The 15,268-nt window shown below is 69.7% G+C and carries 10 protein-coding genes; 6 read left to right on the top strand and 4 right to left on the bottom strand.

Annotated elements, in window-relative coordinates; translation table 11 throughout:
- The first annotated feature begins 49 nt into the window (after window positions 1-49).
- The 4 genes from OG385_RS20655 to OG385_RS20640 all read left to right on the top strand — a co-directional run bounded on the left by OG385_RS20655 (window position 50) and on the right by OG385_RS20640 (window position 4,803).
- A complete protein-coding gene (locus OG385_RS20655; protein WP_266856459.1) occupies window positions 50-1,426 on the top strand; it encodes an ABC transporter substrate-binding protein in 1,377 nt (458 codons plus the stop codon).
- Between the two features lie 7 nt (window positions 1,427-1,433).
- A complete protein-coding gene (locus tag OG385_RS20650) occupies window positions 1,434-2,783 on the top strand; it encodes a carbohydrate ABC transporter permease (protein WP_266856457.1) in 1,350 nt (449 codons plus the stop codon).
- Window positions 2,780-3,706, top strand: a complete 927-nt coding sequence (locus tag OG385_RS20645) for a carbohydrate ABC transporter permease (protein ID WP_266856454.1) — start codon at window positions 2,780-2,782, stop codon at window positions 3,704-3,706. The genes OG385_RS20650 and OG385_RS20645 overlap by 4 nt, the downstream gene beginning before the upstream one ends.
- Window positions 3,707-4,005: 299 nt before the next feature.
- The gene (locus OG385_RS20640; protein ID WP_266856452.1) at window positions 4,006-4,803 is read left to right on the top strand and encodes a class I SAM-dependent methyltransferase; all 798 of its coding nucleotides are present in this window, start codon (window positions 4,006-4,008) and stop codon (window positions 4,801-4,803) included.
- A gap of 110 nt (window positions 4,804-4,913) precedes the next feature.
- Here the strand turns inward: OG385_RS20640 and OG385_RS20635 are convergent, their stop codons facing one another.
- Together OG385_RS20635 and OG385_RS20630 are read right to left on the bottom strand one after the other, a co-directional pair.
- Complete coding sequence (locus tag OG385_RS20635) at window positions 4,914-6,914, bottom strand: glycosyltransferase family 2 protein (RefSeq protein WP_266856450.1); 2,001 nt, start codon at window positions 6,912-6,914, stop codon at window positions 4,914-4,916.
- Window positions 6,915-7,060: 146 nt separating this feature from the next.
- The gene (locus OG385_RS20630; protein WP_266856448.1) at window positions 7,061-7,684 is read right to left on the bottom strand and encodes a TetR/AcrR family transcriptional regulator; all 624 of its coding nucleotides are present in this window, start codon (window positions 7,682-7,684) and stop codon (window positions 7,061-7,063) included.
- Window positions 7,685-7,904: 220 nt separating this feature from the next.
- Between OG385_RS20630 and OG385_RS20625 the strand changes: the two genes are divergently transcribed.
- Together OG385_RS20625 and OG385_RS20620 are read left to right on the top strand one after the other, a co-directional pair.
- Complete coding sequence (locus tag OG385_RS20625; RefSeq protein ID WP_266861032.1) at window positions 7,905-8,798, top strand: ABC transporter permease; 894 nt, start codon at window positions 7,905-7,907, stop codon at window positions 8,796-8,798.
- 52 nt (window positions 8,799-8,850) lie between these two features.
- On the top strand, window positions 8,851-9,654 hold the full coding sequence (locus OG385_RS20620) for an ABC transporter ATP-binding protein (RefSeq protein WP_266861031.1): 804 nt from the start codon (window positions 8,851-8,853) through the stop codon (window positions 9,652-9,654).
- Window positions 9,655-9,729: 75 nt separating this feature from the next.
- Here OG385_RS20620 and OG385_RS20615 read toward each other — a convergent pair whose 3' ends face one another.
- A complete protein-coding gene (locus OG385_RS20615) occupies window positions 9,730-9,885 on the bottom strand; it encodes a hypothetical protein (protein ID WP_266856446.1) in 156 nt (51 codons plus the stop codon).
- Between the two features lie 260 nt (window positions 9,886-10,145).
- Complete coding sequence (locus tag OG385_RS20610; protein ID WP_266856444.1) at window positions 10,146-15,128, bottom strand: NAD-glutamate dehydrogenase; 4,983 nt, start codon at window positions 15,126-15,128, stop codon at window positions 10,146-10,148.
- Between the last annotated feature and the right edge of the window lie 140 nt (window positions 15,129-15,268).

Below are 15,268 nucleotides of genomic sequence, written 5' to 3'. Positions count from 1 at the left end.
CGATGTCATGGGCGCGCCGACCGCACGCGCATGGGAGAGGTCGGGGCAAATGCGCACAACAGGCACAGCTCTACGTTCACGCAGGACCGTTCTGGCGGTGGTGGCCGCGGGCTCGCTGGTCCTGGCCGCGGGATGCGGCAGCGGTAGCGACAACAAGAAGGACAGCGGGAGCGGCAAGCCCGCGGGGAAGAGCAGTGCGTCCGGGGTCGAGCTTCCCAAGCTGAGCGGTACGAAGCTCGAAGTGGCCGCGGTCTGGACCGGCCCCGAGCAGGCGAACTTCGTCAAGGTGCTGAAGGAGTTCGAGAAGCGGACCGGAGCGTCGGTCACCTTCGTGCCCGCGCAGGACCCGATCGTCAATTTCCTCGGTACGAAGATCGCCGGCGGCGCCCCGCCGGACGTGGCGATGATGCCGCAGGTGGGCGCGATCACCCAGGCGGTGGCCAAGAAGTGGGCCAAGCCGGTGGGCCCGGCCGCGCAGGCGCAGCTGGACAAGAACTACTCGCAGGTCTGGAAGGACCTCGGCACGGTCGGCGGCAAGCAGTACGGCGTGTACTTCAAGGCCGCCAACAAGTCCCTGGTCTGGTACAACACCAAGGCGATGCAGAACGCGGGGGCGACCGTACCCAAGACCTGGCCGGCGTTCCTCAAGACCGCGGAGACCGTGTCGGCTTCGGGTGTCACCCCGGTCTCGGTCGGCGGCGCGGACGGCTGGACCCTGACCGACTGGTTCGAGAACGTCTATCTCTCCCAGGCGGGCCCGGACAAGTACGACCAGCTGGCCCAGCACAAGATCAAGTGGACGGATCCGTCGGTCAAGGCCGCACTGACCACGCTCGCGCAGCTCTTCGGCAAGCCGTCGCTCATCTCGGGCGGTGCGGACGGTGCGCTCCAGACCGAGTTCCCGACGTCGGTCACCCAGACCTTCACCGGTGGTGACCAGCCCAAGGGCGCGATGGTCTTCGAGGGTGACTTCGCGCAGACCAACATCGCGCAGACCAAGGCGAAGGTGGGCACCGACGCGAAGGTCTTCCCGTTCCCCGCGGTGGGCGCCAAGGCGCCGGTGGTGACCGGCGGCGACGCCGCGGTGATCCTCAAGGACTCCAAGGGCGCGCAGGCGCTGCTGACCTGGCTGGCCTCCACGGACGCGGCGAAGATCGCCGCGGGGTCGGGCGGCTTCGTCTCGCCCAACAAGGGCCTGGACCTGTCGGCCTACCCCAATGACGTGCAGCGCACCATCGCCAAAGCACTGGTCGCGGCGGGCGACGACATCCGCTTCGACATGTCGGACCAGGCACCGCAGTCCTTCGGCGGCACACCGGGCAAGGGCGAGTGGAAGGACCTCCAGGACTTCCTGAAGAACCCGAAGGACATCGCGGGGACACAGCAGAAGCTGGAGTCCGACGCGGCCAAGGCGTACAAGAACTGACGCCGCGATGACCTCCGCTGTCGCGGGGGACGTCCTCAACGGGGCGCCCCCCGCCGGAAAGCCGCACAAGAGCGTGACAGGCACACGTAAAGTCCTGGCGGCCGCCTTCCTGCTGCCCGCCCTGGTGCTGCTCGGCGCGCTCGTGGTCTACCCGATCGGGTATTCGGTCTACCGGTCCTTCTTCGACCAGGCAGGCTCCAGCTTCATCGGTATCGACAACTACAAGACCCTCTTCACCGACGACGCGATCCGCACCGCGATCAAGAACACCGCGATCTGGGTCGTGGTCGCCCCGACCGTCGCCACCGTGCTCGGCCTGATCTTCGCCGTACTCACCGAACGGGTGCGCTGGGGAACGGCGTTCAAGCTGGTCGTCTTCATGCCGATGGCCATCTCGATGCTCGCGGCCGGCATCATCTTCCGGCTGGTGTACGAGCAGGATCCGGGGCGCGGGGTGGCCAACGCCGTCTGGGTGGGCGTGCACGACACCTTCGCCGAGTCGGCAGGGTACCCGGGGGCGCACCCGCTGCCGGTGGCCCCGCTCAAGTCCGGCGGCGGTGGCTCGTACCTGACCAAGCAGCCGGTGCACGCGGGCACCCCGGTCCGGCTGCCGCTCGTCGGCGTACTGCCCACGAAGATGCCGTCGTCGGCGAAGCCCGCCAAAGCCCCGAAGGCCGCGGCCGGTTCGGTGACCGGCACGGCCTGGCTGGACTTCACCCTGGGCGGCGGCGGCAAACCGAACGTCATCGACCCCAAGGAGCTGGGGCTCAAGGGCGTCACGGTCGAGGCGGTCAAGGGCGGCAAGGTGGTGGCGAGCGCCAAGGCGGCGCCCGACGGTACGTTCACGCTGCCCGCGAAGGCGGACGGAGCGCTGCTCCGGCTCCCCGACTCGAACTTCCGCGAGCCGTACAACGGCGTCAACTGGCTCGGGCCGACCCTGGTCACCCCGTCGATCATCGGCAGTTACGTCTGGATGTGGGCCGGCTTCGCCATGGTCCTCATCGCGGCGGGCCTGGCCGGACTCCCGCGTGAACTCCTCGAACAGGCCCGGGTGGACGGGGCCAGTGAGTGGCAGGTCTTCCGCCGGATCACCATCCCGCTGCTCGCTCCGGTCCTCGCGGTGGTGCTGGTGACGCTGATGATCAACGTCCTGAAGATCTTCGACCTGGTCTTCATCGTGGCGCCCGGCTCCTCGCAGGACGACGCGAACGTCCTGGCGCTCCAGCTCTACCGCTCGTCGTTCGGTACGGACGCGGATCTGGGCACCGGCAGCGCCATCGCCGTACTGCTGCTGCTCCTGGTCGTCCCGATCATGCTCGTCAACATCCGCAGGATGCGGAAGGAGGGGCGCCGATGACCACCGAAGCCCAGGTGCCCGCGCCACGGGCCCCCGACGACCGGCTGCCCGCGGTCCCGGCGGCGAAGCCGAAGGAGCCGCTGGCCTCCCGGATCGCGGCCCGCGCGGGCGGCAGCGTGATGCGGGTCTTCCTCGTCCTGGTCGGCCTGTTCTGGCTGATGCCGACGATCGGGCTGCTGCTCTCCTCGCTGCGCGGCTCGTCCGACATCGCGGCGTCCGGCTGGTGGAAGGTCTTCACCGCGCCCTCGCAGCTGACCTTCGACAACTACTCCAAGATCCTCGACAACAAGGTCATCACCGACTCCCTGCTCAGCACGGTCATGATCACCGTCCCGGCGACCCTCCTGGTGGTGGTCATCGGCTCGCTGGCCGCGTACGCCTTCGCGTGGATGGACTTCCCCGGTCGCGACTGGTGGTTCCTGGTCGTGGTCGGCCTGCTGGTCGTGCCGGTCCAGGTGGCCCTGATCCCGGTCTCGAAACTCTTCGGCGAGATCGGGCTCTTCGAGACCACGGCGGGGGTGGTCCTCTTCCATGTGGCGTTCGGGCTGCCGTTCGCGGTCTTCCTGCTGCGCAACTTCTTCGCGGAGATCCCGAGGGAACTCCTGGAGGCCGCGCGGCTGGACGGGGCCGGGGAGCTCCGGCTGTTCACCCGGGTCGTGCTGCCGCTCGGCGGTCCGGCCATCGCCTCGCTGGGGATCTTCCAGTTCCTCTGGGTGTGGAACGACATGCTGGTCGCCCTGATCTTCGCGGACTCCAAGCACCCGCCGATCACGGTCGCGCTCCAGGAGCAGGTCAGGCAGTTCGGCAACAACATCGACGTGCTGGCACCCGGCGCCTTCATCTCGATGGTGATCCCGCTGGCGGTGTTCTTCGCGTTCCAGCGGCAGTTCGTCAACGGCGTCATGGCGGGCGCGGTGAAGTAGGCCACCGTCGAGGTGGGACACGGCCAGTCGGGTAAGCAGAGCAGCCGGGCAGCAGCGGAGTCAGGCAGCAGACGGGCGGGCCCGTTCCCGGATGTACGGGGGCGGACCCGCCCGTCTGCTGCGTACCGGGCCGGGGGCAGACGGGCGTTACGTACCGGCCCGGGGGGGCCGGCGTGTGCCCGAAAGGGTGGTTCGGGCGGCCGGGATGTGCTCCGGCGCAACCGCGTCATGGCGCCTTCGTTAAGCCCGACATGGCCTTTTGATCACGATGTGCCATCCCCCCACGTGAGAGAGCCCCCATGCACAGGCACGAATTCCTGCAGCGGCTGCACGCGGTGCTGAAGCCGCGCACCTATCTGGAGATCGGGACCAACGACGGGCGGAGCCTCGCCCTCTCCCGCGTCCCCAGCATCGCGGTCGACCCGGCCCCGAAGATCCGGACGCGGCTGCACTGCGACCTCCAGCTGATCACGGCCACCAGCGACACCTTCTTCGCCGGCCGGCACCCGATGGGTCATCTGATGAGCTGTCGCAACCCGCTGCGCAACATGCGCAAGGGCCGCCCGCTGCTCGGCGCGTACACCGGCGCCAACCAGGTCGACCTGGCGTTCATCGACGGGATGCATCTCTTCGAGTACGCGCTGCGTGACTTCATCAACACCGAGCGGTTCACCGGCTGGTCGAGCGTGGTGGTCCTGGACGACATGCTGCCGCGCAACAACGCGGAGGCCGTCCGCGACCGGGTCGCGCCGTCCGGCCCCTGGACCGGGGACGTCTACAAGTTCATCCCGGTGGTGGCCAAGCACCGGCCGGATCTGATCACCGTCCAGGTCGACACCCAGCCGACCGGTGTCTTCCTGGTGTTCGGCATGGACCGCTCGAACACCATCCTCAAGGACGGGTACGACGGGATCATCCAGGAGTGGCTGACGCCGGACCCGCAGAAGGTCCCGGAGGCGCTGCTCGAACGGGTGGAGGCCGTCGAGCCCGAGGCCCTGCTCGGCTCCCGGATCTGGCCGGCACTGGCCCGCAGGCGGGGCCGGACCGCCGGCCTGCGGACGGTACGCCAGGAGCTGGCGGCCCTGCGCGGCTACTGAACCGCACCGCGGCGGCCACACCGTACGAGCCGCGGCGGCCGCACCGTACGAAGGGGCGCGGAGGATGACCTCCGCGCCCCTTCGTGCGCTTCGCGCCCTACACCACGTCGCTAGCGCGTCGCAGCCCTCCGCCGCACCTTGCGCACCACGCGCCCCAGCGCACTGCGCCGGAGCGTCCGCATCAGCCGGGCCCGCCGGTGCGCCAGGCTCTCGCGCGGGCGCCGGACCGTCAGCGCGCCGGAGGCCCCGGAAGCGACGAGCACCAGCGGCAACGGCGTGCGCTCCGCGTCCTCGCCGCCGACGCTCACCGCCATCTCCCAGGTACCTGCGGGCAGTTCCCCGGCCGGCCGCTCGGCGCACAGAACCGTTCCCGCGCGCCCCTTGGACGTGGTCAGCGTCGCCGCCACCCGTACGGTGTCGCCCGAGCCCTTCCGGTCCGTGAGGTGGAGCTCGGCGGGTACTGCGTCGGCGGCCTCGGTGTGCAGCGGCAGCAGCGTTTCGAGGAGCAGCGGTTCGTCCATCACCCGGACCTCCCGCACGCCGAGCTTCCGGTACTCCCTGCGGAGGCTGCCGGTCGTCGCGCCGACGTCGAGCGAGAGGTTGCCGTGCGCCGTCCAGTACGGCACGACGACCTGGGCGGGCTCGCCCACCACGGCCGGCTCCCGCCCGGCCGTGACCGCCTCGGTCCGTACCGAGCCGAGCCTGACGTTCTTGTTCCAGCCGCTCTGGTGGACACGGACCAGGACGTCCCAGACACCGGCGCCCAGCGGTGCGCCGCCGGCCGCCGTGCCGGGGGTGACCGCCGCCGTTCCCCGCAGCACCAGCCGGAACTCGCCGGCCCGCGGGCCGTCCACCCGCTCCCTGGTGAACTCGACGGGCTGGTAGAACTCGGCGGCGCTCGACCGCTCCCGTACCACCAGTTCGGCCTTGGCCCGGTCGGCGGCCGCCAGGGGCTTCACCCCGAGCTGTGCGAGCGCCTCGGGGCTGTCCAGCCCCTCGGGCAGGCCGATCAGCTCGTCGCCGCCCTCCCTGACGTAGTGGACCGGCTCGTCCCCCGCCTTGAGTCCTGCGGTGAACGCCAGCTTCAGCGTGCCGTCCTCCCAGGCGAGCCCGGTGAGTTCGGCGTGCGCGGCGATGCCGCACTCCCAGCGGGCGAAGTGCTCGACGTCCTGGTAGCGGTCGGCCCTGATGAGCGCGCCGACGAGCTGCTGGGTGGGCAGCAGGGACGCGCCGACCCCCGGGCCGAACCGCTCCACGGCGAGCTTGTGCATCTCCTGGAACATGTCCTGCCGGTAGCCGTCGTCGGGCGTGGCCAGCAGCCGGGCGCCGCGCATCCGCTCGATCATCTCGTTGCGGAACCAGCGGCGGTGCAACTTGTCGCGCAGCGGCCCCGGTTCGGTGTACTTCTCCACGACGTCGAGCGCCTCGCCGAGGTTGTGGAAGTAGCCCACCGGCTCGATGCGCCGGAAGCCCGCGTTCGATGCGTCGTCCCGCTTGACGTGGTAGTAGCAGACGTAGTCGCTGACCACGGCGACGCTCTTCGCCCGCAGGTACGCCTCCGTGACGAAGACGTGGTCCTCCAGACGGCGGCGCCCTTCGAGGAAGCGCAGCCCCGTCTCGTCCAGGAAGGACCTGCGGAACATCTTGTGCGGGGTGAGGCTGTCGATCAGCGGGGCGTTCTTGACCGTGGCGCGTGGCCGGTTGACGCGGAAGAGTTCGCGCGGCACGGGCCGCCCCTTGCCGGCCATCTTGCCCACGACGACGTCGGCGCCGTGCTTGACGCCGTAGTCGTACATCCGCTCCAGCGCTTCGTCGCCCAGCCAGTCGTCGTTGTCGACGAACATCACGAACTCGCCCTGTGCGGCGTCGATCCCGACGTTGCGCGGCTTGCCCGACCAGCCGGAGTTCTCCTGGTGGACGACGTGTACCAGCGGGTGTGCCTCGGCGAGGCGGTCCAGCCGCTCGCCGGTGCCGTCCGTGGAACCGTCGTCCACGAAGATCGCTTCGTATGCGTCGTCAGGCAGCGACTGTCTCAGCAGCGATGCGATGCAGTCCTCGATGTAGGGCCCCGGGTTGTAGACCGGAATGATCACGCTGACTTTGACCGTCATGCTGTGCACTCGTTTCCCACTGCTCTGCGCCGGCGATCTCTCGTTGCGGGTGCACAGTACTATCGCCGGGAACATCCGGCCCGCCGGGTGGCCCTCTCGTGTACAGGGCCGATCCGCCTCGTTTCACCGTTGCTCAGCGGCCGCCCTCACGCCTTGAGCGCCGCCACCGCGGCCGCCGCGAGTCCGTCCAGATAGCCCTTGGGCAGGTCGTCCCTGACCACCGCGAGCCGCCAGTAGAGCGGCCCCACGATCAGTTCGAGCGCCCGCGCGGGGTCGGCGTCGGCAGGGAGCTCGCCGCGGGCCACCGCGTCGCGGACCACCGCGGCGGCGACACCCTTCTGGTTGTCGAGCAGCGCCGCCTTGATCGCGTCCGCGATCTCCGGCTGGCGTGCGGCCTCGACCAGCAGATCGGGGATGACCTGGGAAGCGACCGGGTGCCGCAGCGCCGTCGACGCCACGGCGAGCAGGGCGCGCACATCGCCGTACAGCGAGCCGGTCGCGGGTGCGGGCAGGCCCTGCGCCGCGAACGCGGTGACCAGGTCGAGGACCAGATACAGCTTCGACTTCCAGCGGCGGTAGACCGCGGTCTTGCCGACGCCGGCCCGGCGGGCGATGGCCTCGATGGACATCCGCGCGTACCCGACGGACGCCAGCTCCGCGAAGACGGCGGCACGGATCGCCTCCGTCACGTCCTCGCGGAGCACGGCGGCCCCGGCGGGGGCCCGGCGGGTCGTACGGGGCTCAGTCGTACGGGGATCAGGGGATGCCATGGGGAGAAGTTTACCTATTCGTCGCGACGAGACGGTTGCGTTTCGACGTCGATCCGTCCTAACCTCGGCGTTACGACGATACGGATCCGTTGCGACGTATGTCGGGGGCGCGCTCATAGCCGCCCTTCCCTGTGAATCCCGTGAATCCCGTCGAACTCCGTCGAAAGCGAATGCTGTGATCCCCACGACAGCCCGGAACGCGCCCGCCACGGAGGCGGCGATTCCGAGGGTCTCCCCGCAGCCCCCGCAGGATCTGGCCGCGCTGGCCGCCGAGCACGGCCTGACCATCAGCGGTGCCCGCCCCCCGCTGTTCACGTACATCCGCAGGACCTGGGGGCGCCGGCACTTCATCACCGCCTTCGCCACCGCCCGGCTGACCGCGCAGTACAGCCAGGCGAAGCTGGGGCAGGTCTGGCAGATCATGACGCCGCTGCTGAACGCGGCCGTCTACTACTTCATCTTCGGCGTCCTGCTCGGCACCAGCCACGGCGTCCCCGACTTCATCCCGTTCCTGGTGACCGGCGTCTTCATCTGGACGTTCACCAGCAACTCGATCCAGACGGGCACCCGCGCCATCAGCGGCAGCCTGGGCCTGGTGCGGGCCCTGCACTTCCCGCGGGCCTCGCTCCCGATCGCGTACGCCGTCCAGCAGCTCCAGCAGCTGCTGTTCTCGATGGGCGCGCTGGTCGTCATCCTGGTCTGCTTCGGCGAGTACCCGAAGATCAGCTGGCTGCTCGCGATCCCCGCACTGGCCCTCCAGGCGCTGTTCAACACCGGGATCTCGATGGTCATGGCCAGGCTCGCGGCCAAGACCCCGGACGTCTCGCAGCTGATGCCGTTCATCCTGCGCACCTGGATGTACGTCTCGGGTGTGATGTGGAGCATCAAGAAGGTGCTGGCGCACGACAACCTGCCGCACCTCGTCCTGCTGGGGCTCCAGTCCAACCCGGCCGCGGTCTACATCGGCCTGATGCGTTACGCGCTCATCGACAGCTACCACGCCAACCAGCTCCCGCCGCATGTCTGGGCGCTGGCCATCGGCTGGGCGGTCGTGGCAGGCGTGGGCGGCTTCATCTACTTCTGGAAGGCAGAGGAGCAGTACGGACGTGGCTGAGAACCCGGTGAACACCCTGAACCCGACCCCGACGGACACCTTGACGCCGACCATGACGCCCTTCACCGTGCCCCAGGCCCCGGCACCGGTGGTCCTCGGTGCCCCCACCGTCATCGCCGACGACCTCCACATCGTCTACAAGATCCAGGGCACCGGATCCGGCAAGGGCAGCGCGACCTCCGCCCTCAACCGGATCGTCTCCCGCAAACCCCGGCCGGGCACCCGCGAGGTGCACGCCGTCCGGGGGGTGACCTTCGTCGCGCACAAGGGCGAGGCCATCGGCCTGATCGGCTCCAACGGGTCCGGCAAGTCGACCCTGCTGAAGGCCGTCGCCGGGCTGCTGCCCGCCGCGTCGGGACGGGTCTACACCCAGGGCCAGCCGTCGCTGCTCGGCGTCAACGCCGCCCTGATGAGCGATCTGACCGGCGAGCGCAATGTGATCCTCGGCGGTCTGGCCATGGGGATGACCCGCGAGGAGGTCCGCGACCGCTACGAGGAGATCGTGGACTTCTCCGGCATCAACGAGAAGGGCGACTTCATCTCGCTGCCGATGCGGACGTACTCCTCGGGCATGGGCGCACGGCTGCGCTTCTCCATCGCCGCGGCGAAGAGCCACGACGTGCTGATGATCGACGAGGCGCTCTCCACCGGCGACGCGAAGTTCCAGCGCCGCAGCCAGGACCGGATCGCCGAACTGCGCGAGTCGGCGGGCACCGTCTTCCTGGTCAGCCACAGCAACAAGTCGATCCTGGAGACCTGCGAGCGGGCCATCTGGCTGGAGTCGGGGACGATGAGGATGGACGGCCCTGCGGAGGAAGTCGTCGCCGCCTACGAGGAGTTCACCTCCAAGAAGTAACGCCTGCGGGCACCCGGGCCCCAGCCCATTGCGCTCGGCCGCCCCGCCGGGTCGGCCGGCCCATGCCCGTCGTACTCAGCCGCCCCGCCGGGTGCTGCTCCGGAGCCGGAGCAGCACCCGGTCCGGTCGTTCCCCGCCCGCCGGCAGCGCGGCCGCACCCGGCCGGCAGCCCGCGGGCAGACCGTTCCCGGTGATCAGCCGGTACAGCACGGGCGCGGGCCCCGGCAGCATCAGCAGCTCCCCGGCAGCAGGCCACGGCCCGGCGCCGCAATCGCCACCGCTACCGCCGCTGGGAGACGCAGCGGCCCCGGCCCGCCTGTACTGACAACAGACGGGCCGGGGCCAGGGCCGCGACGGGGGCACACGCACGGCGCGTGCCCCCTGGGTTACGCGGGGGGGGGCACGCACACGGCGGGCCCGCCGAGAGCCACGCGGGCACGCACGCGGCGGGCCCCCGCATCATGCTCCGACGCCTCAGGCGCCTCAGCGCCTCAGACGTGCGTCCGCAGGAGCGAGCGCATCGTCCGCATCGCGACCGACAGGTTCGCCAGGTCGAAGGCGTCCGAGGACTGGATCTCGTCGAGCGTGGTGCGCGCACGGCCCAGGATCGACGCGTTCTTCTCCTCCCAGGCCTCGAAGCGCTCCTCCGGCTTCGATGCGCCGTTCCCCGCCGAGAGCACGTCGAGGGTGAGCCCGGCGTGCGCCGCGTACAGGTCCGCACGGATGGAGGCGCGGGCCATGGACTGCCAGCGGTCGGCCCGCGGCAGCTCGATGATCCGGTCCATCAGCTGGGAGATCGCCAGCCGGTCGCCGAGGTCGTAGTACACCTCGGCGACGGCCATCGGGTCCTTGTGCGTACGGTCGGCGATCGCCACGATGTCCAGCGCGGGGAAGGCCCCCGAGAACCCGGCCACCCGGCCGGCCAGTTCCTCCGGCACGCCCGCGGCGGTCAGCTCGTCCAGGATGCCCTGGTACCACTCCAGGTCGTCGCCCTTGAGCAGGTTCGGCAGCTCGCCCCAGACCTTCGACACACCCTCGGTGAAGAAGGTGATGGTCTCGCTCAGGTCGAGCGGCTGCGGACGGTTGCCGAGCAGCCAGCGTGCACCACGCTCCACGAGCCGGCGCGAGTGCAGCCTGATACGGGTCTGGACATCGGCCGCGACCTTGTTGTCCAGCTCCTCGACGGCGTCCCACACCTCGGCCAGGCCGAAGATCTCACGGGCCGCGGCCTGCGCCCGTACGATCTCCTCGATCGAGGCGCCCGTCTCCTCCCGGAGCCGGTGCAGGAAGGTCGAACCACCGGTGTTCACCGTGTCGTTGACCAGGACCGTCGTGATGATCTCGCGACGCAGGGCGTGCCCCGCGATCGCTTCGGGGTAGCGCTCACGCAGCGGCTTGGGGAAGTACGCGTGCACCAGCTTCTGCAGGTACGGGTCGTCCGGCAGATCGGTGGTGATCAGCTCCTGAGCGGCGGTGATCTTGGTGTACGCGAGGAGCACGGCCAGCTCGGGCTGGCTCAGCCCCTTGCCCGCGTTGAGCAGTTCACGGACCTGGCGGTCGGTCGGCAGGAACTCCAGCGCCCGGTTCAGATGTCCGTCGCGGACCAGCCTGCGCATGAAGCGCTGGTGGGCGTGGAGGAGCGACGGCGCCTGGGACTCGGCGTTGGCGAGTGCGGTGTTCTGCGCGTAGTTGTTGCGCAGGACCAGGGCGCCGACCTCGTCGGTCATCGACGCGAGGATCTTGTTGCGCTGCTTGACGGTCAGATCGCCCTCGGTGACCATCCCGTTGAGCAGGATCTTGATGTTCACCTCGTGGTCGGAGGTGTCCACGCCCGCGCTGTTGTCGATCGCGTCGGTGTTGATCTTGCCGCCCGTGCCGTCGCCGCCCGACCTGGCGTACTCGATACGGCCGAGCTGGGTCAGACCCAGGTTGCCGCCCTCGCCGACGACCTTGGCGCGCAGGTCCTCGCCGTTGACCCGGATGGCGTCGTTGGCCTTGTCGCCGACGTCCGCGTTGGACTCGGCGGAGGACTTCACGTACGTCCCGATGCCGCCGTTCCACACCAGGTCGACCGGGGCCTTGAGGATCGCCCTCATCAGGTCGGCCGGGGTCATCTTGGCCACGCCCGACTCGATGCCGAGCGCCTCACGGACGTGTGCGTTGAGCGGGATCGACTTGGCGCTGCGCGGGTGGATGCCGCCGCCGGGCGAGAGCAGGGCGGTGTTGTACTCGGCCCACGAGGAGCGCGGCATCTCGAACAGCCTGCGCCGCTCGGCGTAGGACGTCGCCGCGTCCGGGGTCGGGTCGATGAAGATGTGCCGGTGGTCGAAGGCGGCGACCAGGCGGATGTGCTCGGAGAGCAGCATGCCGTTGCCGAAGACGTCGCCGGACATGTCGCCGACGCCGACCGTGGTGAAGTCCTCGGTCTGGGTGTCGTGGCCGAGCTCCCGGAAGTGCCGTTCGACGGACTCCCAGGCGCCGCGGGCCGTGATGCCCATGCCCTTGTGGTCGTAGCCGGCGGAGCCGCCGGACGCGAAGGCGTCCCCGAGCCAGAAGTCGTACGACTCGGCGACCGCGTTGGCGATGTCGGAGAAGGTCGCGGTGCCCTTGTCGGCGGCGACGACGAGGTAGGTGTCGTCCTCGTCGTGGCGTACGACACCGGTGGGCGGGACGACCTCACCGGCCACCAGGTTGTCGGTGATGTCGAGCAGCGCGGAGATGAAGGTCTTGTACGCCGCGATGCCCTCGGCCATCCAGGCGTCCCGGTCCACGGACGGGTCGGGCAGCTGCTTGGCGACGAAGCCGCCCTTGGCGCCGACCGGCACGATCACCGTGTTCTTGACCATCTGCGCCTTGACCAGGCCGAGCACCTCCGTACGGAAGTCCTCACGCCGGTCGGACCAGCGCAGCCCGCCTCGGGCGACCTTCCCGAACCGCAGGTGCACGCCCTCGACGCGCGGCGAGTACACCCAGATCTCGTACGCCGGGCGCGGCGCGGGCAGGTCGGGGATGGCCTGCGGGTCGAACTTCATGGAGACGTACGGGTGGTACGTGCCCTGCTCGGTGCCCCGGCCCTTGCGGTCGCCGCTCTCGTCGGCGCTCTGGAAGAAGTTGGTCCTGAGCGTCGCCTTGATGACGGTGAGGAAGGAGCGCAGGATGCGGTCCTCGTCCAGGCTCGCCACCTGGTCGAGTGCGCCGTCGAGCTCTTCGAGCAGCCCGTCGGTCAGCTCGGTGCCGGCCCGCTGGCGGCCCGGCGACATCCGGGCCTCGAAGAGCGAGACGAGCAGCCGGGTGGTGTGGACGTTGTTGCGGAGGGTGTCCTCCATGTAGTCCTGGCTGAAGGTCGATCCGGCCTGGCGCAGGTACTTGGCGTACGCGCGCAGCACCATCGCCTGCCGCCAGGTCAGCCCGGCGCCGAGCACCAGGGCGTTGAAGCCGTCGTTCTCCGCCTCGCCCGTCCAGGAAGCGGCGAACGCGTCCTGGACGCGCTCCCTGGCGTCGTCGGCGAGGTGGTCGCCGCCCACGCCCTCGATCTGCGGGATCCGCAGCCCGAAGTCGTAGATCCAGGCATGTGTACGGTCGGCGCAGCGCAGCTCGTACGGGCGCTCGTCGGTGACTTCCACACCCAGCTTCTGGAGCACCGGGAGCACCGCGGAGAGGGAGACCTGCGAGCCGATCCGGTAGATCTTGAAGCGGCGCTCGCCGGGAGCCGCGCCCACCGGCTCGTACAGCGAGAGCGCGAAGTCCTTCTCGCCCGGCTGGAGGTGTTCGAGGTGGCCGAGGTCGGCGACGGCGGCACGCGGCGAGTGGTCCGCCTTGTAGCCCTCGGGGAAGGACTGGCCGTAGCGGCGCAGCAGTTCGGCGGCGCGCTCCTCACCGCACTCGGCGGTCAGGGCCTCGCTGAACCCGTCGGCCCAGGAACGGGCGGCCTCGACGAGCCTGGCCTCGATCCGGTCCGCGTCGGCGTCGGTGAGCTCGGTCAGCTCCGTGCCCGCGGGGACCCGCACGACGAAGTGCAGCCGGGAGAGGATGGACTCGGTGTTGCGTGCGGTGAAGTCGACGCTGGTGCCGCCGAGTTCCTCCTTGAGGATGTCGATGAGGCGCAGCCGCACCGCGGTCGTGTAGCGGTCGCGCGGCAGGTAGATGAGCGCCGAGTAGTAGCGCCCGTACTCGTCCTGGCGCAGGTAGAGCCGGAGCCTGCGCCGCTCCTGGAGGTAGAGCACGCTGGTGACGATGGAGCGCAGCTGGTCGACGGGCGTCTGGAACAGCTCGTCGCGCGGGTACGTCTCCAGGATCTGCATCAGGTCGCGGCCGTCGTGGCTGTTGGGCGTGAAGCCCGCGCCTTCGAGGACCTCGGCGACCTTGCGGCGGATGACGGGGACCCGGCGTACGGACTCGGTGTACGCGGCGGAGGAGAACAGCCCGAGGAAGCGCCGCTCGCCGATGACGTTGCCCTCGGCGTCGAACTTCTTCACGCCGACGTAGTCGAGGTAGCTGGGGCGGTGCACCGTCGAGCGGCTGTTGGCCTTGGTGAGCACGAGGATCTTGTGCTCACGGGCCTTGGCGCGGGCGTCGGCGGGCAGCCTGCCGAACGACGGCGAGACCGGGTGTTCCTCGTCGACGCTGTGGTGCGGGTCGGAGCGGAGGATGCCGAGCCCGGTGCCGGGCACCGCGGTCAGTGAGTCCTCGTCCGTCAGCTGATACTCGCGGTAGCCGAGGAAGGTGAAGTGGTCGGCGGCGAGCCAGCGCAGCAGCTCGCGGGACTCCTCGACCTCGCGTACCGGCAGATCGGCCGCGGTCGGCTCGGTGGGCAGCTCCTCGGCGATGCGGACGGCGGCGTCACGCATCTTGTCCCAGTCCTCGACGGTTTCCCGTACGTCGGAGAGGACCCGCAGGAGGTCCGTGCTGATCTGCTTCAGATCGGCGCGCTCGGTCTCGCGGTCGATCTCCACATGGATCCAGGACTCGACCAGGGCGTCGTGGAGGCCCTCGCCGGTCTCGTCCTTGCCGAGCACCTCGATGAGCTTGCCGGTCACGTCACGGCGTACCAGGAGCTGCGGGTGGATCACGACGTGGATGCCGCGGCCCTGGCGGGTCAGCTCGTTGGTGACCGAGTCGACCAGGAACGGCATGTCGTCGGTGACGACCTCGACGACCGTGTGGCTGCAGGTCCAGCCGTTCTCCTCGACGCTCGGGGTGTGCACCCGGACGTTCGCGGTGCCCTGCGGGCGCTTCTCGGCCAGCCGGTAGTGCGAGAGCGCCGCTCCGAACGCGTCCTCGGGGTCGCGGTTCTCGATGTCCTCCGGAGCGGTATGCAGGTAGTAGCGCTCAAGGTACGCAAGGACGGTGTCCCGGTCCGGACTCCCCCCGCTCGTGGACCCACCCGGAAGTTGCCCCCCGGTCGGGCTGTTCTCAGCCACCTGGGCCGCGCGTGCGAGCAGTTCTGCCTTGGGTTCGTCCAGCTTGGTCTGCATGTCCTCTGGCTCCTGTCGCGCGCCGTTGCGTGACGTAGGTGAAAGAAGCGGTGCAACGCCACGACCACGACGCGAGGTATCCGGTCGAAGTCGACGTTATGCCGCATTGAGAGATACCCGCGACGTTATTGGCCATTTTC

Source organism: Streptomyces sp. NBC_01306 (assembly GCF_026340465.1).
In the GTDB taxonomy this organism is placed as follows: Bacteria; Actinomycetota; Actinomycetes; order Streptomycetales; family Streptomycetaceae; genus Streptomyces.
Note: the sequence above shows the minus strand (reverse complement) of the source record. Positions and strands in the feature narration are given on the sequence as shown.

Bases quoted from the DNA above. Each gene is read 5' to 3' on its own strand.
- OG385_RS20655 (WP_266856459.1), top strand. From the start codon at position 50: ATGCGCACAACAGGCACAGCTCTACGTTCACGCAGGACCGTTCTGGCG.
- OG385_RS20650 (WP_266856457.1), top strand. From the start codon at position 1,434: ATGACCTCCGCTGTCGCGGGGGACGTCCTCAACGGGGCGCCCCCCGCC.
- OG385_RS20645 (WP_266856454.1), top strand. From the start codon at position 2,780: ATGACCACCGAAGCCCAGGTGCCCGCGCCACGGGCCCCCGACGACCGG.
- OG385_RS20640 (WP_266856452.1), top strand. From the start codon at position 4,006: ATGCACAGGCACGAATTCCTGCAGCGGCTGCACGCGGTGCTGAAGCCG.
- OG385_RS20635 (WP_266856450.1), bottom strand. From the start codon at position 6,914: ATGACGGTCAAAGTCAGCGTGATCATTCCGGTCTACAACCCGGGGCCC.
- OG385_RS20630 (WP_266856448.1), bottom strand. From the start codon at position 7,684: ATGGCATCCCCTGATCCCCGTACGACTGAGCCCCGTACGACCCGCCGG.
- OG385_RS20620 (WP_266861031.1), top strand. From the start codon at position 8,851: ATGACGCCCTTCACCGTGCCCCAGGCCCCGGCACCGGTGGTCCTCGGT.
- OG385_RS20615 (WP_266856446.1), bottom strand. From the start codon at position 9,885: ATGCTGCCGGGGCCCGCGCCCGTGCTGTACCGGCTGATCACCGGGAAC.
- OG385_RS20610 (WP_266856444.1), bottom strand. From the start codon at position 15,128: ATGCAGACCAAGCTGGACGAACCCAAGGCAGAACTGCTCGCACGCGCG.